The organism is Nonomuraea sp. NBC_00507 (genome assembly GCF_036013525.1).
In the GTDB taxonomy this organism is placed as follows: Bacteria; Actinomycetota; Actinomycetes; order Streptosporangiales; family Streptosporangiaceae; genus Nonomuraea.
In genome coordinates this window covers 7,893,999-7,911,981 of sequence record NZ_CP107853.1, presented here as the reverse complement: position 1 = coordinate 7,911,981, position 17,983 = coordinate 7,893,999, and the positions used below count along the sequence as shown (strand labels likewise).

18 protein-coding genes are annotated in these 17,983 nt (G+C 68.5%); 5 read left to right on the top strand and 13 right to left on the bottom strand.

Annotation, left to right across the window (positions count from 1 at the left end; all coding sequences use genetic code 11):
• The first annotated feature begins 9 nt into the window (after positions 1–9).
• Positions 10–1,563 carry an FAD-dependent monooxygenase gene (locus OHA25_RS38095; protein ID WP_327581759.1) on the top strand — a complete coding sequence of 518 codons (1,554 nt, stop codon included), beginning with the start codon at positions 10–12 and terminating at the stop codon, positions 1,561–1,563.
• A gap of 175 nt (positions 1,564–1,738) precedes the next feature.
• On the top strand, positions 1,739–2,353 hold the full coding sequence (locus OHA25_RS61575; RefSeq protein ID WP_442941936.1) for a transposase family protein: 615 nt from the start codon (positions 1,739–1,741) through the stop codon (positions 2,351–2,353).
• Positions 2,354–2,429: 76 nt separating this feature from the next.
• Here OHA25_RS61575 and OHA25_RS38090 read toward each other — a convergent pair whose 3' ends face one another.
• The 10 genes from OHA25_RS38090 to OHA25_RS38045 form a co-directional block, all read right to left on the bottom strand.
• Complete coding sequence (locus OHA25_RS38090; RefSeq protein ID WP_327581758.1) at positions 2,430–3,056, bottom strand: maleylpyruvate isomerase N-terminal domain-containing protein; 627 nt, start codon at positions 3,054–3,056, stop codon at positions 2,430–2,432.
• Between the two features lie 113 nt (positions 3,057–3,169).
• Positions 3,170–3,487 carry a hypothetical protein gene (locus tag OHA25_RS38085; RefSeq protein WP_327581757.1) on the bottom strand — a complete coding sequence of 106 codons (318 nt, stop codon included), beginning with the start codon at positions 3,485–3,487 and terminating at the stop codon, positions 3,170–3,172.
• Between the two features lie 51 nt (positions 3,488–3,538).
• Entirely contained in the window at positions 3,539–4,156 is a 618-nt protein-coding gene (locus OHA25_RS38080; RefSeq protein ID WP_327581756.1) for an SRPBCC family protein, read from the bottom strand.
• Entirely contained in the window at positions 4,156–4,506 is a 351-nt protein-coding gene (locus OHA25_RS38075; RefSeq protein ID WP_305918622.1) for an ArsR/SmtB family transcription factor, read from the bottom strand. Before OHA25_RS38075 ends, OHA25_RS38080 begins: the two co-directional genes overlap by 1 nt.
• A 51-nt stretch (positions 4,507–4,557) precedes the next feature.
• Positions 4,558–5,163 (bottom strand): energy-coupling factor transporter transmembrane component T family protein, encoded by a 606-nt coding sequence (locus OHA25_RS38070; protein ID WP_327581755.1) that lies wholly within the window; start codon positions 5,161–5,163, stop codon positions 4,558–4,560.
• The gene (locus OHA25_RS38065) at positions 5,160–5,834 is read right to left on the bottom strand and encodes an energy-coupling factor ABC transporter ATP-binding protein (RefSeq protein WP_327581754.1); all 675 of its coding nucleotides are present in this window, start codon (positions 5,832–5,834) and stop codon (positions 5,160–5,162) included. The genes OHA25_RS38070 and OHA25_RS38065 overlap by 4 nt, the downstream gene beginning before the upstream one ends.
• Before the next feature lie 55 nt (positions 5,835–5,889).
• Entirely contained in the window at positions 5,890–7,053 is a 1,164-nt protein-coding gene (locus tag OHA25_RS38060; protein WP_327581753.1) for a thiolase family protein, read from the bottom strand.
• 1 nt (position 7,054) lies between these two features.
• Complete coding sequence (locus OHA25_RS38055) at positions 7,055–8,422, bottom strand: class I adenylate-forming enzyme family protein (RefSeq protein ID WP_327581752.1); 1,368 nt, start codon at positions 8,420–8,422, stop codon at positions 7,055–7,057.
• A gap of 7 nt (positions 8,423–8,429) precedes the next feature.
• Positions 8,430–9,038 (bottom strand): biotin transporter BioY, encoded by a 609-nt coding sequence (locus OHA25_RS38050; RefSeq protein ID WP_327581751.1) that lies wholly within the window; start codon positions 9,036–9,038, stop codon positions 8,430–8,432.
• 435 nt (positions 9,039–9,473) lie between these two features.
• Positions 9,474–11,984: a fibronectin type III domain-containing protein gene (locus tag OHA25_RS38045; protein WP_327581750.1), complete on the bottom strand. Its 2,511-nt coding sequence runs from the start codon at positions 11,982–11,984 to the stop codon at positions 9,474–9,476.
• Here OHA25_RS38045 and OHA25_RS38040 point away from each other — a divergent pair.
• Positions 11,946–12,266: a transposase gene (locus OHA25_RS38040; protein WP_327581749.1), complete on the top strand. Its 321-nt coding sequence runs from the start codon at positions 11,946–11,948 to the stop codon at positions 12,264–12,266. The genes OHA25_RS38045 and OHA25_RS38040 overlap by 39 nt on opposite strands.
• 5 nt (positions 12,267–12,271) lie before the next feature.
• A complete protein-coding gene (locus OHA25_RS38035) occupies positions 12,272–13,174 on the top strand; it encodes an IS3 family transposase (protein ID WP_327581748.1) in 903 nt (300 codons plus the stop codon).
• Here OHA25_RS38035 and OHA25_RS38030 read toward each other — a convergent pair.
• The 3 genes from OHA25_RS38030 to OHA25_RS38020 form a co-directional block, all read right to left on the bottom strand.
• Complete coding sequence (locus OHA25_RS38030; protein ID WP_327581747.1) at positions 13,142–15,295, bottom strand: LamG-like jellyroll fold domain-containing protein; 2,154 nt, start codon at positions 15,293–15,295, stop codon at positions 13,142–13,144. The two genes, OHA25_RS38035 and OHA25_RS38030, sit on opposite strands and share 33 nt — an antisense overlap.
• A 733-nt stretch (positions 15,296–16,028) precedes the next feature.
• A complete protein-coding gene (locus OHA25_RS38025; RefSeq protein WP_327581746.1) occupies positions 16,029–16,382 on the bottom strand; it encodes a hypothetical protein in 354 nt (117 codons plus the stop codon).
• 590 nt (positions 16,383–16,972) lie between these two features.
• A complete protein-coding gene (locus tag OHA25_RS38020) occupies positions 16,973–17,230 on the bottom strand; it encodes a winged helix-turn-helix domain-containing protein (protein ID WP_327581745.1) in 258 nt (85 codons plus the stop codon).
• Positions 17,231–17,518: 288 nt separating this feature from the next.
• Between OHA25_RS38020 and OHA25_RS38015 the strand changes: the two genes are divergently transcribed.
• Positions 17,519–17,704: a hypothetical protein gene (locus OHA25_RS38015; protein WP_327581744.1), complete on the top strand. Its 186-nt coding sequence runs from the start codon at positions 17,519–17,521 to the stop codon at positions 17,702–17,704.
• Positions 17,705–17,983: the final 279 nt, after the last annotated feature.

Here is a 17,983-nt window from a genome sequence, read left to right as displayed (position 1 = left end):
TATGCCGCCATGACGACTCTGAAAGAGACACCCGTTCTGATCGTCGGCGGAGGCTACGCCGGCCTGGCCTCCGCCCTGCTCCTGGCGCACCAGGGCGTGCGGTGTGTGCTGGTGGATCGCCACCCAGGCGCGTCGATCCTGGGCCGTGCCCGCGGCATCAACCAGCGCACCATGGAGATCTACCGGCCGCTCGGCCTGGAGCAGGCCGTCACGGAGGCGGGCCGCCCCTTCGCGGAGGAAGGCGGCGTGGCCCGCTGTACCACGCTCGCAGACGAGTGGCAGTGGATCATCGCCGGGGATTTCCCCAGGGCGCTGCCCGAGCTGACAGCGGCCGAGTTCTGCATGGCCGACCAGAGCTCGGTCGAGCCGATCCTGGCTGCGGCCGCTCGCGACCGCGGCGCTGAGCTGCTGTTCAACACCCAGTGCACCGCTGTCGCCCCCGATGCCGACGGCGTCACGGTAGAAGCGGAGGACCGCGCCACCGGAGAGCGGCACACGTTCAGAGCCCGCTACGTGATCGCCGCCGACGGCTACAGCGGCACGATCAGGGAATGGCTCGGCATCCCCCGCGGCGGCTTCCGTCGCCTGCGCGACAACATCTCCTTCGTCATCCGCGCCGATCTGTCCGACATCATCACCAAGCGAGCACTGTTCTGGATCATCGGCGGCCCCGGCACCGCAGCCTCAGGCGGGTTCATTTCCCATGCCCTGCCGAATCACTGGGGTGTGGCCCTGAGCTACGACCCCGCCGAGGAGTCACCCGCCGATTTCTCCGACGAGCGCTGCGCCGCTGCGGCCAAGGCCCTCATCGGGCGCGACGTGCCGGTGGAGATCGTCAGCAAGGCGGCGTGGACGGAGGCGGTGGCCGTCGCCGACCGGTTCCGCGACGGCCGTGTGTTCCTCGTCGGCGACGCCGCCCACGTGTGGCCGCCCGCAGGCGCCATGGGCGCGAACTCCGCGGTACAGGACGCGCACAACCTGGCGTGGAAGCTCGCCGCCGTGCTCGCGGGCCGAGCCTCCGACGCACTGCTCGACACCTACGAGGCCGAGCGTCGTCCCGTCGCGCTGGAACTGGCCGACCTGACCGTACGCAGCCAGGCGGCTAGGCTGGGCTCCCCTCCCGAGCATGATCCGATGGACGCGATCCTGTGCATCCTGGGCCAGCGATACCGCTCCACGGCGACGCTTGGGGCGGAGCACGAGACGGTGTTCGGCGACACCGTGGAGCAGCCCGCTCAGCCCGGGGTCCGAGCCCCGCACCTATGGCTCGACCTGGACGGGCGTCGGATCGGCGTGCACGACCTGTTCCACGACTCCTTCGTCCTGCTGTGCGGGCCCGCAAGCGGCGAGGCCTGGGCGAGAGCAGCGGACAAGGTCGAGGGGCTGCGCGCGTACCGCGTCGGCGCGGACCTGATCGACCTCGAGGACGCCTGGCGGGCGCGCTACGGCGACGCCGCCGCGGTCCTGGTCCGTCCGGACGGCTACGTGGCCTGGCGCACCGAGGGCGCTACGGCCGACCCTGGGGCTCAGCTCGCCAACGCCCTCCACCGCGTCCTCCACTGACGCCCTACGAAACTGCACGGATCGTCGGCCGGGCTCGTCACAGTACGCACACGCTGCATCAGCAGGCCAGTTGGTGGCAAGGCATCGCGATAGCTGCTGACGGAGCAGGGGCCCGGCTACGCCAGATGATCACCTGAGAAGACTGTGCCTGCTCCGTCAGCATCGCCGTTCAGCGATGTCCTCTGCCACCTTGTCGAACAGGCGCCGATGGCCGCCTCGGCCGCCGACTGCCTCAGTTCTGCTGGAACGCTTCCAGCGCATCCCCGATCCTCGCGGCCCGCGCGGTGTCCGCCACACGCTGGCCTCGCTCTTGGCCCTCGTCTCGGTGGCCGTGCTGGCCGGATCGCGATCGTTCGCCACGATCGACGAGTGGATCGCCGATGCACCCGCCCAGGTCATGGCCGCCCGGGGAGTCCGGCGTGACCCACTGAGCGGGCACTGGCAACCACCCGATGAGTCGACGTGCGGCGCGTGCTGGAGCAGATCGACGCCCAGGCTCCGCGAAGGCGGTGCCGACGTCGCTCAGGTCCAAGGCCTCTCGGCCACGCGTCCCTCGACACCTCGGCTCGGTATTTCCGCGCCGGCACAGCCGAGCAAGCTGCCGTCGTCGACCGCGTCTTCGACTAGCGCTTCACGTGCTTCTCTCGGTCCCCGTAGCGGAGATGATCAACAAGAACCGTGGGACGCGAGAACCCGCAGATCAGACCTTAATCCGTTGGATTTTCGCCGTTTGCTACGGGGACCCCTATGGGTGCGACAGATCCGGCTCGGAAGGTGGGTGGCTCTCTGACGCCTCTTGAATCTCAAAGCTGCGCCGAGCCGCCACCGTGTTTTGTTCCGCGCCGGAGTTCCGGGAGCACAGGGCTTCAGAACGCTGCGATCGGATCAGTGGCGCGTTCGCGGCGAGACAGGGTGCGTATCACCGGCAGGAAACCGTGACGGGCCACGGCGATGCGAGTCAGGCAGGCGGTGACCGCGTCCGTGGCCTCGGTGGACACCGGCGGCGTGGGTACCTTCATGCTGACGGCCAGGTCGTCGAGGTGGACAACGAGTTCCACGAGCCGGGTCAGCAGGCACTGGTCGAGTGGGAGTACATGGGCGAACACGCCGACAGGCCGGTCGAGCGGCAGGGGCGGCAGCAATGCCGTGAGCCGGGCGCGGGCGGCGTCGAACTCCTCCGCCAAGACGGCAGGTCCGCCGACTGCCTCCTGCTCGCCCACCTCGCGGATTCGACGCGGCACCGTATCGCCCAGATCCGGCGCCGGCCCGGCGCCGGCCAGGAAGTATGCGACAGCATCGATAGGTGTCCCGTCTGCCTGCGGCGGCTCGGCGACCCAGCGCTCGACGTTGAAGACCGCTCGGGCCAGATGCCCGGCCAGGCCGCTGACCCGGAACTCGGCCAGCGCGCTTGGCCGCTCCCAGCGTTCGGTCAGCGCCGGCGAGTGCAGCAGCCCGGACACAACCTCGGCGGTGTCGAGAAACGCGGAGATCACGCCGGAAGAATAATGGCCAGAACGTAGTCCTACGCGCCCGGTGCGGTCTTTCTGTCGGCGCACAGCAGCCAAGGCACCGAACAGCGCAACGAAACGCCCTCGTAGCGGCGCACTCAAACGCGATGGGTCGTCCGCTGCTGGCCACGCCGTGGCGTTCCCGGTTTCGGCGGTGACAGCACTGAGCGGAGGTGTCTGCGGGAGCTGACTCCGAGCTTGGCGAAGACGTTGCCGAGGTGCCACTCCACGTCGTCCCACAGCTCCGGTGCGAGAGGCTCGGGTGTCACCCGGAACGCCAGCCACAGCCAGGGCCTTTCCGCATCCGTCGCGCCGTATCTCTGCTCCTGCCGGACGACGTGCAGTGCGTGCCTGAGAGCGTCGACGGCGGCGCAGCCATCGATGATCCGGTCGGCGATGCTGAAGTGCCGCCGCATGACCACGGGGGCACTGGCCAGAATCTCCGGCTTTCAGGGGAACGCGTCAACTCACGACGACTCCCCTTCGGGGGCGTAGAAGGCGGTGGTGCTGGCGACGGCGGCGGCGACCTGGTCCGGAGCGCCGCCCGCGGCTTCGTAGGCCCGGCCCCACGCCTGGCTGCTCTCGATGATGACGCGCCGGCCCTCGTCGGTCAGGTGGAAGGTGTTCTCGTCGAACTGCGGCAGGCCCGCCAGGTGCAGGCTCAGGCCCAGCAGCCCGAGATCCCAGCCCACCCCCACCGAACCGGGACCACCCATCGCCCAGAACTCGGGCGGAACCTCGGCGGTGTGGCGCAGCTCGAACAGGGTGCCGCCGTCCTCGGCGGACAGGCGCACCTCCACCTCCGAGAAGCCGGGATTGTCGCCGAACAGCCAGCTGACCTTCAGCAGGCGGGGCGGCTCGCACCGCAGGATCTCGCCGCCCGCGTTGCCCTCGAACTGGTATTTCCCGCCCAGCTGCAGGTCCCCGGTCACGGGCAGGAACCAGCGGCTCAGGCGCTCGGCGTTGGTGCAGGCATCCCACACGTCCTCGACGTCGGCGTCATAACGCCGTCGCAAGGTGATGACCTTGCGCTCGCCGTCGAGCAGTTCGCGATGCGCCCGGGTGATCTCGTCAAGCAAGTCCATCAGGTGTCCTTCGTCTCGCCTGTCATGCGGCGTTCGCGCTTGCCGCGAGCCAGCTCCGTGGTCAGCGCGTCCAGGCGCTGCGTCCAGAAGCCGCGGAAGAGCTCCAGCCACGCGTCGATCTCCTGAAGCGGCCCTGGCTCGACGGCGTAGAGGCGCCGCGTGCCCTGGGCCCGCACGCTGGCGAACCCGTTGTCGCGCAGCACCCGCAGGTGCTGGGAGACGGCCGGCTGGGAGATCCCGAACTCGCGCTGGATGACGGCGGTGAGCTCACCGGAGCTCTGCTCGCCGTCGGCCAGCAGCTCGAGGATCCGGCGCCGGACAGGGTCGCCGAGAACGTCGAATGCGTGCACCGCACCAGTCTTTCAGCGACTGCTTATATAAGTCAAGCCTGGGATAGGAGGTCAGTCATCCAGACCTCGGGCGCTGAGCGCCTCGCCGAGCGCGTCGGCATGCCGCAACGCGCTGACCACCATCGGCACCGCGAAGGCCCGCAGGCTGCGCTCGACGCCCCTGGCCCGCTGGGCCTCCCGCACGCGGGTGGCCAGCCCGGCCATGACAGGCACGCTGCGCACGGTCAGCGACAGCAGCAACGACAGCCGGAATGGATCCAGCCCGGCGAACCTGGCCGGCGCCAGGCACCGTTCCAGCGCGGCCATCATGGCCGACGTGCGGGTGGTGATCGTGACCAGACCGGCCAGCGCGACCGCGAGCACCACGCGCAGGGTCGTGGTGGCCGCGCCCGAAAGGTCCACGAAGATCCACTGCATGCCGAACAGCGCCACCGCGAACCAGCGCACCGGGCGTACCTGCGCCCAGGCCGCCGCCACGCCCACCCGCGACACCGCGTACAGCCCGGCCACGACGGCGGCGGCGCCCGCCAGGGCGAGCGGCGTGCGCAGCAGCACCAACACCGGGCAGGCGAGCGCCAGCCCGGCCAGTTTGGCGCCGGCGGGCAGCCGGTGCAGCGGGGAGGCACCGGGGACGTACGCGCCGGTGAGCCCGTTCACGACATGATCTTGCGGTAGTGGGCGATGGCCTCGCCGGGCGTGCCGTCGGCGACGACGCGGCCCTGGTCCAGCACCAGCACCCGGTCGAAATCGGCCAGCAGCGGCAGGTCGTGGCTGACCACCACGACCTGCTGGGGCAGCTCCCGCAGCAGGGTGGCGACCTGACGGGAGTGGCGCAGGTCCAGCAACGTGGTCGGCTCGTCCATGACCAGGACCTCCGGCTCCAGCACCATCACCGAGCACAGCGCGAGCAGCTGCTTCTGCCCGCCGGACAGGTGGTGCGCGGGGTGGTCGGCGTGGCCGGCCAGGCCGTACCTGGCCAGGACGTCCGCCACGCGCCGCTCGACCTCCGCGCGGGGCAGGCCTTTGCGGCGCAGCGAGAAGGCCACGTCCTCGGCCACCGTCGGCATGACGATCTGCGCGTCCGGGTCGGTGAACAGGAAACCCACCCCGCGCCTGATCTTCGCGGCGTGCCGGCGGGTGTCCAGGCCGAGCACGGTGACGCTGCCCGACGTCGGCAGCGCCAGGCCGTTGATCAGGCGGGCCAGCGTGCTCTTTCCCGAGCCGTTGGCGCCGACCACGCCGACGCGCCGCTCGGGCAGGGAGGCGGTGATGCCGCACAGCACGTCCCGCAGCCCGAGGCGCACGTGCACGTCAGTGAACTCGATCACCTCACGCCACCACCCGGGCCGAGGCGCACAGGCACGCCGGCGAACTCGATCACGCTCATACCACCACTTCGAACAGGGCGGCCACGCCGAGGCCGCCGCCGACCGCCGCCGCGGCCACGCCAAGCGTCCCCGGCGGGGCGCCGGCGCGGACGAGCCGGGTGAACAGCCTGGTCACCACGACCGCGCCGCTGGCGCCCCACGGATGGCCCAGCGCCAGCGCACCGCCGTCGGGGCAGACCCGCTCGCCGTCGGCGCCCAGCGGGTCCAGCCCCAACGCGTCGGTGACGGCCAGCACCTGCGCCGCGAACGCCTCCACGATCTCCACCGCGGCGACCCGCGCCACGTCCACCCCCGAACGCTCCAGCACCCGGCGTACCGCGGGCACCGGCCCCCAGCCGGGCAGCTCGGGATCGCACCCGACGACAGACCCGGCCACCAGCCGCATCCCCGGCAGGCCCGCGCGCGACCGCTCGGGCACGATGGCCACGGCCGCGGCGCCGTCACTGATCGGGGAGGAATTACCGGCCGTCACTGTACCGCCCGCCACGAACGCCGCCGGCAGCCGGGCCAGCGACGACGGCCGCAGCGGTCGCGGCCGCTGATCATCGGCCCGCCCGCCGACCGGGACGATCTCCTCGGCGAACCGGCCCGCCTCGCAGGCGGCCAGCGCGGCCGCGTGGCTGCGGCAGGCATAGGCGTCCTGGCGCTCGCGGGTGATCCCGCGTGCCGCGGCCAGTGCCTCGGCGGCCGGCCCCATGTCGGGGTCGGGGTGGCCGGCGGGCGTGAACGGCGCGCGGGCGTACGGCTCGGCGGCCCCCCGGTGGGTACGCAGCGGCGCGGTCGAGCCGCTCTCCGCTCCGCCCGCGATCACCAGGTCCACCTCCCCGGTGCGTACGGCCTGCCCGGCCAGCAGGATCGCGGCCAGCCCGCTGCCGCACTGGCGGTCCACGGTGACGCCGGGGACGGCGTGCCCCAGCCCGGCCGCCAGCGCCGCCACCCTGGCCACGTTGCCGCCCGGACCCATGCAGTTGCCCAGCACCACGTCATCCACCTGCCGGCCGGCGACGTCGCGGGCCACGGCCTCGATCACGTGCGCTGCGAGCCGGTCCACGGTCAGGTCCTTGTACGCGTGCCCGGCCGTGCCGATGGGCGTGCGCCGAGCGGCCACGATGACCGGCTCGTCGCCGCCTGCCGGTGCGCCGGTGGAGGTGCCGGCCACGTCAGGTCAGCCGCCGCAGGTCGGGGTCGCCGGCGGCCATGCGGGCCGCGACCAGGGCACGCGCGGGCTTGCCCGCCTGGGTGCGCGGCAGGCTCGGCACCGCGTACCAGCGGCGCGGCCGTTGCGCCACGTCCAGCCCGCTCCTGGCCACCGCCTCCAGCAGCGCCCGTGGCGGCGGCGCGTCCCCGTCGGCCTCCAGGATGGCCGTGACGATCGAGCCCAGTGACGGGTGGGGCGAGCCGATCACCACGATGTCCCCCACGCCGGGCACCTTCCTCAGCACCTCCTCGACGTCTTCGGGCACGACGGTGGCGCCGCCGGTCTGGATCGCGCCGTCGCCACGCCCGCGCAGCCGCAATACCTCTCCTGCCCGGTACGGGTGCGCCACGTCGCCCACGGTCATCCAACCGTCACCGTCGCGCCGCAGGGGACCCGCCGCCTCGCCCAGGTAACCCTCGGCCAGCCAGGGCGAACGGGCCCACACCTCCCCCAGTGCGCTCCCGGGAGCGGTCCTGACCTCGATCTCGACGCCAGGAAAGGGACGCAACCCACCCCCGTCGGCGTCGGCCGCGACGAACGAGAGCTCGGTGGCCCCGTAATACGACACGATCCGCACCCCGGCCCGCGCCGCCGCCGCTCGCCCCCGGGGGTCGAGCGCCGCGCCGCCGGCCACGACCGTACGCAGCGCGCCTGGCCGGGCGAGTACGGCAGGCAGCAGGTGCGGCACCAGGTGCACGACCGTGGCCTGGTCGAGGTGGGCGGGCAGCGATCCTGCGGGCCAGCGGCCGGGCACGACGGCCGTCGCGCCGGTGGCCAGGGCGTGCACGGCCGCGAAGGCGTACAGGGAGGACGACAGCGGACCGGGGACCAGCACGACGTCGTCGGGCGCCATCCCGGCCAGCTCGCCGAGGTGCGGGAACGACGCCGTCCACGAGGCCCGCGTGCGGACGACGGCACGCGGGCGGCCCGTGCTGCCCGAGCTGAAACACGCCCACGCCAGGTCGCCGGGCGCCGCCACGTGCTCGACGGCGGGGCCAGGCTCGTCCGGCAGTGGCGCGTCGACCAGGAGGTCCACCGTGGTCGTGCCGGTCATCCGCGCCCACCGCCGCCGGTCCCAGGCGTGATCGCCCACCAGCGGCGTCGCGCCGGCCAGGTCCGCGGCCAGCACGGCCACCAGCAAGGCGACCGGATCGGCCACCCCGATCGCGACGAGCGACCCGGCGCGCACGCCTCTGCCGAGCAGGTGCCGGGCGGCGCCGCTGATGTCGTGCGCGAGTTCGCCGTAGGTGAGCTCGCCGTGCGGCCCGCGCACTGCCACCATGTCGGGGCGGGCGGCGGCGTGCCGCCTGACGTGTTCTGCTACCGGCATGTACGGGTCAACGCCCCCACGTGGCGTGCAGCCGCTCGCGGTACACGGCGGGCACTGCGAGCGGATAGGCCCGCTGCGCTCCCCTGGCCACCACCGATGCCAGCACCGCCTTGATCAGGTCGCCGGGTAGGAACACGGTGGAGGCCAGCGCCGTCGTGCGCAGCGACACCCCCGTGATCAGAGTCTGCACGGGAATGCCGAACAGGTACACCACCCCGACGCCGCCCACCAGGCACGCCACCACGAGCCGGATGATCCCCGGGTTGCGCCCGCCGCGCTCAACGAGCCAGCCGGTCACCGCGGCCCCGGGTATCCAGCCGATGAGCCACCCGGCCGACGGCCCGGCGAAGAACGCCAGCCCGCCGCGCCCGCCTGCCAGCAGTGGCAGGCCCGCCGCGACCAGGATGAGCAGTACCGCGACGGCCAGCGCGCCCCGCCACGTGCCAAGGATCGCACCTGCCAACATCACGCCGAGCGTCTGCAGCGTGATCGGGACCAGGTTGCCAAAGGGGCTGACCGAACCCGCCAGTCCGAACACCGCGATCAACGCGGCGAACACGGCCACTCTCGCTAGGTCTCCCGTGGGGAACCGGCGCTTCTTGCCTGCATTCTTCATGGGGTCGATCCCACACCAGAACGGCACTCTTCAGACATGGAGGTATCCCACAACTTTCCGGTCGGTCATCTGCGAGCGAACCATATCTCCCCGCAACGGGCCGCCTGGAGCGCTGCGGCGATCCTGGTCTCCCAAGTCTCGCGACGGAAGGTGATGCTATGGTTACGCACCTGCGTTGGACAAGGTCGAAGGCGCCGTGCGACTGGGGAATGATTCCTGGCCCGCTATCGTCCTCACCCCATCCCGGGCCGAATTGCGCTCGGGGCGTTGTCAACCGCCCGGACGCTACGGTCATCCGGCACCCAGCCCGGAAGTCTTACTGTAACGCCATGGGACGTTAACAAATCCAGTCGGGACGGCTCGCGGATATTGCGAGCCGTCTCGACTGATTTTAGCGTGGCTCGCCATTTACCGCGAGCCACGCTGGCCAGCCCCTTATGGAACTATTGGGGCGGGCCCTACCACCTTCCACGGAGTCGATCCGCTGGATTTAAGGGGACCTGTGACGTACTTATCGAGATGCAATATGCCGACGACGCGCAATCTCGCGTCTCTGAAACTGCATACTAGGAGAGCAGACGTACATTCAGCGGTGAAGCTGTTCTCGCCGGTTCCCCCCGGATCGCGCCAGAAGCGCCGCCCCTTGGGTCCCATTTCTTCTTTACTCGTCATGGCATTGTCGCTCGCACCCGGTGAAATGCTGCCTCCTGTGACATCGTACGAGACGCTAGCGCCGATCGCTGTGAACCACGCAGTGGACTCGGGCTGCAATTGCAGGTTCTTGAGGACATACCGGAACCTCGCTTTGAAGGCAGGATCCCGCGTGAGCAGCTTTTCCACGTCGAGCGTCGATTCGGTGACCACCTTGGCGTAGGCGTGAAAGGTATGGATGTTCAGCCATTCCCTGTAGAACGGGCTCGACTGTCGATTAATTGTCCAGCCGAGGGATCCGCCTGCGTATACCTTGATGCCTTTCATGACCCACACTGGGCGAGTAGCCATCTTCATGGTACAAGTGCTGCCCTCACGGGCATTGAACTCCGACCATACGCAATGACAGGAGAAGGTTTCGTATTTTCCGGGTACCGAAGATTCGGGTCTGTCCGCGTGATTGGCGCCCGTGCAGATAATTTCCGTGCCGTCCTCAGCCGCGGCCGCGGCACGAACCGAATCTCCAGGAATGAGCCCGCCGCAAGGGTCAAGAAAGTCCGTCGAATCCTCGCCCGCGTCCCCGGTGACGTCAATGATCGTCAGGCCACCGCACCAATCGAAGACGAAGATCGAGATCGAGGGCTCGCTGGGCTCAACTTGGCCAGTAGTTCCGGCGGTTGCTCTGGCGGAACCCGAGGCAGACCCGGTCGTTTGTTCTTCTGGCGTTTCTTCCCAGGTCCAGGTCACCTTAGCTGTCACTTGGACCGCGCCGTTATTTTCTGTCTGCACCACGACATCGTCGAGCGTCACCGCGGAGTTGGATCGCACTACTCCAGCGGCTTCGAGCCTTTCCCTATCTGCGACCAAGGCGGCATTGAGCAGGGACAGCTTCGCTGTATTGGACGCGTCGGGGGTGACGCCGGGGGCATCCCAGATTGTCGCGGCGCGACCCTCAAGCACGGCGTCCTGCGCCTGGAAATAGTGCTTGACCCGGTCGATGTAAGCCTGCCTGCCTGACTCCGTGCTCGCCGTCGCGGCGACGCCCGGAGAAGCCTCCAGGACACAGGAGGTTTCGCTGCTTGCTGGGGGTGGGACGGGCTTGGTCGTGGCCGTGGCGGCTTCCCACTCGCTGTGCCCGTAGGCGGTCTTGGCGCGCACCCTGATGGTGTAGGTCACGTTGTTGGCCAGCCCGGAGATGGCCGCGTACGGGTCCTTGACCTCCAGGGTCTTCACGACGGTTCCCCCGTCGTCGACCACCTCGACGTCATAACCGTCCAGCAGCGCCACGCTGCCGTTTGACTCGGGCAGGCCCCAACTGGCCATGGCGCTGGCGTCGCCCCCGGCGGCGGAAAGGTTGAGCACCTTGCCGGGCGGTCCGGCAGGTAGGTAGGTAACCGCCAGCGAGGGTTGTTCGGCAGCGGTCGCCTCCCCGAAGGTTAGGACCTCCTCGGTGTTGGAGGTGAGCAGCAGCCATTGGTACTCGCTGCCAGCGATGTCGGCCCTCGGATCGCCGAGCGGGAGGGAGTACGGCGTGGTGGAGGTGTCGGCGTCAGTCGCCAGGTCCGAGCCCTTGCTGTCCCCGGTGACCGGGCTCTTGAGCGGTGTGGCGGTGATGACCGCGTCCGCCGGGCAAGCCCCTGCAGGGCAGGTGGGGGTGCCAAGTTTCAGGATTCCTTCGGAGACGGCCGCTCCGTCGGGGAGTTCGTTCAGCTTGAAGCCCACCACGGTGGCGGTCTTGTCGGCGCCAGTGCCGCCGATCCGCATGGCGGACGTGTCCTCCACTGTGCACGGTGTGCCGTTGCAGGCTGTGGGGTCGGTTTTGGCAGTCTTGATGACGAAGTTGTCCTTGCCCAGCGTCAGGTGCCGGACGTCCTCCAGCTGATCCGGCGGCGGTGTACCGGGGGTGGTGAACGAGACTGCGGCGGCCTTGGATGTGCAGACTTCTGGGCCAGAGTCCGCTGTCTGCACCGAGTTCGTCTCGGCACGCTGTGCCGCCGCACCTGCCGTTTGTGCGGTGATCTCGATGTAGTCGATGCCGAGTGTGCCGCTGGCCTGGGTGAGTGTGATCTTGAGTGGGTTGTCGCCTTGGGCGAGGTTGACGGTGGTGGTGGCGTCGGTCCAGGTGGTGGCCTGGGCGAGGGTTACCGGGTTGGAGGTGTGGGCTTCCCCTCGTAGCGTGGAGACCGAACCAAGAGAGGTTTGGTCGTGGCAGGAACCACGAGGCGTCGCTTTGATCCGGAGTTCCGGGCTGGGGCGGTGAGGATCGTCAAGGAGACCGGCAAACCCGTCGCGCACATAGCGCGGGATCTGGGTATCAACGAGTACACGCTGTACAACTGGGTGCAGATGGACCGGCACTCAACAGGGCAGGTCGGGCGCGACGGCAATGGAGGCGGCAAGCTGAAGGAGTCCGAGCAGGAGGAACTGGCGCGACTGCGGCGGGAGAAAGCCGAGCTGGTCAAGCAGCACGCCAAGGACAAGGCCGCCTGGGAGAGGGAGCGCGCCGAGTTGGAGGACGAGCGTGATGTCCTCAAACGATCCGTGGTCCTATGGGTCAAGGACTCGCTGAACCGATAACTGTGGTGGAGTTCATCGAGTCCCAAAGGGCCGAGTTTGGTGTCCCCCACACGATCTGTTTCCGTGCGCTGGGAGTATCGCCCTCGTGGTTCTACAAATGGAAGAACCGGAGGCCAACAGCTCGGGAAGAGCGGCGCGTCCATCTGGACGAGGAGATCAACCGGCACTTCGCCGCCTCCGGTGGCACCTACGGGTCGCCGCGCATCACCCAGGACCTGAGGTCCGAGGGCTGGAAGCTGTCGGAGAACACCGTGGCCAAGCGGATGGCCGAACTCGGCTTGGCCGGGCGGAGGCCGAAGAAGCCGCGCTCGCTGACCCGTCAGGGCAAGCGGCCGGCCGCGCCGGATCTGGTGCGGCGGAAGTTCACCGCGGTCGCTGCGGACGTGCTGTGGGTCGGCGACGTCACGATGATCCGCACCGATGAGGGGCCGCTGTACTTGGCCTCGGTTGAGGACCTGTTCTCCCGCCGGCTGCTCGGCTACGCCATGTCCGAGCACCATGACGCGGCGCTGACGGTCGCCTCACTGCAGATGGCCGTGGTCACGCGCGGTGGTGACGTGGACGGGGTGATCTTCCACTCGGATCGTGGATCGGAGTACACCGCTGCCCGCTACCAGGCCGAATGCCGGAAGCACAGAGTGGTGCAGTCCATGGGCCGGGTCGGGTGCGCGCTCGACAACGGAGCCGCCGAGTCGCTCAACAGCACGCTGAAGGTCGAGTTCGTATACCGGCACCGCTTCCGCACCCGGGCGGAGGCCCGGCTGAAGATTGCGACCTGGATCGCAGACTTCTACAACGTCAAGCGCAGGCACAGTGCCAACGACGGGCTGCCGCCTGTCACATTCGAGCATCAGATGATCGAGAAGCGGCAAGCGTCAACGGGCCTGCTGAGGGCCGCTGTGGCATAGAACCGTCTCCACGGTTTGAGGGGATTGACAGGTGGCTGGGGTTGTGCTGGCGTTGAGCCTGGCGCCGCCGGCTGTGCTGACGTAGCGGATGCGTAGCGTGGCTGTGCCTGTGGTGGTGGCTGGGATCTGCCAGGTGAGGTGGCTGTTGATGGTGCTGCTGCTGCGGGCGCTGCCGGAGGTGCCGGCTGGTGGCCGGAGCATGACGGTGAAGCCGGAGGTGGAGGTGGCTGCTTCTGCTTCGTACCGGGTGAGGGTTGGGCTCGGTGTCGGTGTCGGTGTCGGTGTGGGGGTTGGGCTTGTGCTCGGTGTGGGGGTGGGGTCGGGTGCGGAGCTGACCGGTCCGACGCAGGCGGCCATTTGCCATGTGTAGGTGCTGCCGGGTTGCACGGTGTTGGCGGGGATTTGGAAGGAGGCGCGTTCGCCGCCGTTGACGGTGCGGACACCGAGGGGGGCGGCGCCGACGGGTGTGCCGTTGTTGTCGTACAGGTAGTACTTGGCGGTCACTGCGCCACCCGAAGGCCGGTTGACCATGCCACTCAAGATCGGCTGGGTGGGGTCGGCCATGCCGGTTTCGGTGTCGGTGGGCAGCATGGGTGCGTCGGAGGTCAGCCGGTAGGCGGGGCTCTCGTTGCAGGAGGGCGGGGTGATGCCGCTGCGGCAGGCCTTGACGACGAACTTGAGGCTGGCCGGGTTGTCCAGTTGGAAGGTCTGCTCGATGGCCTGTCCGGAGGGTTTGGCGTTGTAGCTGGTGGCGGCCACCTCGCCGTACAGGTCCTTGATCTCCTTGACCGTCAGGGCGCGCTGGTAGACGCGCATGTCGTCCACCGAGCCTTGCAGGTACTGCGCTGCCGAGCCCCACTGGCTGCTGCCGATGCGGAACGGGCCGCTGGTGAGGGTGCCGGTGTGCTGGAAGTCGGTCTCGGCGGACAGGGCGCCGTCGACGTAGAGCCGGATCTTTCCGGCGGCGGCGTCGTACATGCCGACCAGGTGAGTCCAGGTGTCGGCCTTGACCAGCTTCTGGGAGTCGACCCAGGTTCCGTAGCCGGTGGGGCCGCCGCTGCCGGAGACCTGCAGCCGCCATTTCTGCCAGCTGTTGCCCAGGTAGTAGATGCTGAGCCCGAAGGGGTTGCCGTCCTGGCTGACCAGGTTCTGGATGGCGTCGCTGTTGTTCAGCTTGACCCAGGTGCTGATGGAGAAACTGGAGCTCTGATTGAGTACCGGTCCGGTGGTGGTCGCGTAGCTGTCGGGTGCACCGCTGCTGCCGGTCATGTCATTCAGTTGAATGCCCGAGCCGAGCTTGCCAGTAACCGGCTTGTGCCTGGTGCCGGAGTAGGTGGCGTTGTGGCCGTTGCCGCCGGCGTCCGCCGCGGCTGCCGCTCCCGCGGCCTCGTCGAACTTCCAGTGCGCCACATGGCCGGTGGGGAAGGCGGGCGGCGGGGTCATGGTGGAGTCGTTGACCGTGACGGTGTAGTCCAGGTGCGTCGCCTCGGGCACCGCGGATTTGAAGCCGACCTTCACGCTCTGACTGCGGGCGATGGCGTCGTTGCCCACCAGGGAGTCGATGGATTCGGCGGTGACGGTGGGGATCTCGGGCGGCAGCCAGTACGACACCGTCAGTTTCGGCGGGTTGCCACCGACACGCTCGGCGGAATGGTAGTAGATCCAGAACCCGTTGCCCTGGGTGGGCTGGTGGTCGAAGTCGGTGTAGGCCGAGACCTGGATGCCTTCGCTTTGCGCACCGGACGCCCACGCGTTGGCCATCGCGGTGACGTCCCAGGTGATCGTGCGGGGGATCCAGTTGCCGTTGTCATCGATCGCCGGCCCGCTGGGGCAGATCTGGATGGAGGAGCCGAACCCGGTTGCCGACGGCTTGTTGTTCCAGGTCACGGTGCCCGACGGCCAGGCGGAGGTGATGCGTTTGACCTCGACGCCGCCCGGCCCGTACCAGCGGCAGCCGACATCCTGCTCCGCGTACATCTCCAGCCGGGCGTTGCCCACCGCCCGGCCGCTCAGCACGGAGGTGTCGAACTTGAGCAGCGCGTTGGCGTAGGTACGGGTGCCGTCGCTGTAGGTCTTTTCGTTGCTGGTCAGCAGCTTGGTCGAAGCCGGTGAGGTGTCCACGGTGGCGTTGTTTGCTCACGGTTTGGTCGCTGAGCAGCGGCAGCGTCGTGGTCGGGTCCACGGTCAGCGGGTAGCGGGTGGCCGGGTCGTTCAGGAACGCCGCATCCGGCTTCAATACCAGCATCTGCCGGCCGTTCTCGGTCACCACCTGGGTGTCGATCTTGCCGGTACGCGGCGGCGTCACCTTTCCGGCGTTGGTCTCGGCCGGGCTGGGGCCGGCATCAACGGCCACCGGTTCGGCGGCCGAGGCCACCTGCTTGCCCTTGGCGTCGGTGAGTACGAGGCCTTTGCCCTTCTTGCCTTCCGCCAGCGTCAGGCCCTTGGTGGTGACCGGGATCCGCAACTCCACCGGACCGGTAGGGCGCTCGCGAAGCACCACATCATGCCGGAACCCGGTCGGAAGGGCCGTCACCACAAGATCGGCACCGGAGCCCGCGGCATCGACGTAACGGGCGACACTGCCGTCGACCTCAGGCCTGGGCAGGTCCTTCGACCAGGACAGCGCGAACTTCTGTCCGTTGTCCCGCTCCATCGAGGCGAACGGCTGCTCACCGCCCAGGGAGAAGGCTATGTTAGCCTTGGCCAGTTTCGGTTTGAGGACGCCGTTTTGCTCGACCAACGTCGTGTCGATCCACGCCCATGAGCCGTCGGGCTGTTTGAGCTGTGACGGTCCTGCGTACGACTGCAGCGTCAAATGCCCGTCCGGGTAGGCCCAGGTTCGAGACGTCTCGGTTTAGACCTCCTCTACGGGGACAGGCCCATTTAACCTCTTGGCGATCTCGAGCGCTGTTCTGAGCGGCGCATCCGGATCCTGGGGACGAGGAAAAATCGTTACCGATGGAGTGGCCGTTTCGGTCGGCTCCGGATCGGCCTGAGCGGTCGTAGTTACCCCTGCCACCAGCAGCGATGCTGCCACCGTGAGCACCGTGGCCAGCGCCAGGTGTCGGCGAGGCGGCCGTTCACGCCTCGCCGTGCTGACTAACTTGTTCACTAACACTCTCAATCTGCCGCGTGTTTGGAATGGCAAATAAGGTTTACATTGAGCAAGATCAATCAGCAACGTGAGAAAAGTCACCAGAATCTGCACGTCAAAGGCTGTAACGTTCGCCCAGTGAGGGCCGATATATCTTCTCAAACAGGCTCAAAGTGGTAATTGGCGTTTTCGAAATTGGCTGGCGGCGCACCTATGTCTGGCGGACCGCAGACGTGAGCGACACGTGACTTCAGTGTGTGGAAGACCCTCTGGGCTGAATGCGCAGAAATTGCCAACTCCCACGGCGAGGCATGGCCGTGTTGAGCTGCTTCGATCCCTGACCGGATCCAAGGACCTCCGTCGAGACCAGCCCGGCGGGGTCCTGCCATGCCCGCCGGACTGCGGATGATCTCTGAGAATGATGGGTCGGTCGGAGGGTCGCGGGCGGCCTGGATCATGGTCGCGAGGGGCAACCACCGGGGATGGTCTCAGGCGCTCTGTGCCCCGCTGGCCGTCGATCATCCGGAAAAACAGGCGTCGGCCCGTGGGTGCAGGACGGCCGAACAGAGGGCCCAGTAGCCCGGGCATTCGGAAGCATGTGTGTCGGTCTGAGGCCCGCCGGGAGGCCGTCTGTGGGCATCGGGGGGGCGCCGAGACAGCCCCCGACAGGCCATCAGCGTGGCGTACAGAGCGCGCTAGGTGCGCTAGGCGGACCCTTCTGGCTCCCAATGTTCGGGATCGGCGACGAACGACCCCCGTCCGGGGACGGTGCGGATCAAGCCGCTCTCCCGAAGGGCTCGCATGACCTTCATGCCGGTGGCCGACGCGATGCCGAACTCCGCCGTGAGCTGGACCAGTGACGGGATCTTCTCGCCTACCGGGATCTTGCCGGTGCGGATCCGCTTACTGATCTCCGCGTAGACCTGACGCCATGCGGGCGGTTCGGTTTCGATCTTTGCCACGTTGGCAAGGTAGGTGTCTCTGGCCTGTCAGGCGATAGCGCAACACCTAGCGAACCTAGCGCGCTATCCCTACCCTTGACCACATGACAAGGAAGGCGAGGGTGCGATGGATCAAGATCAGACGTGGCATGACGATCTTGTGCCGGAGTGCGATGTCCGGCTCGGCGATGACGGCCGGTGGCACGGCTGGCATCGGCTCTCCGGCGAGACCTTCGAGGCGGGAAGTTTCCGGGGGTTGGAACTCGCGGCCATCGCCAAGCGGATCTTGCACTTGTGGGGGCGGAGGTCATGATCCCGTGGTACGCGATCGACGCTATCCCCGAGTGCCGGACCCCCGAGCGTGACAGCTCCGGCATGTGGAGCACGATCCACGAGCCGTCCGGCCGCGTGCTCCGGTCGTACTCGTGGGAGCGGCTGGTCTGGAAAGCCCTGCAAGCCAAGATCGCCTACCGGCGACGGCAGATGGGCGAATGAGCGTCCGGTCGCGGCTGAGGGTCCACCGACCGGCGAGGGCCCCCGTCGTGGGCGTTCGACGGGGGCTCGCTCATGATCGGAAGTTGTCAATCATGCGGCGCTGGGATGCTTGGCGTCCCACATCTCGTGACGTCGCCAGTCGCATGCCGTACAGCGCAACAGCGCCATGCCTTGCGCTTGAGCTTCGGACGTCTCCGCGTGGTTCTCCCTCGTGGTCACACGGCCACACGGGTACCGGGCAGAGTGGTAACTGGTCACGCGGGGACCGGGAGTCCGGCG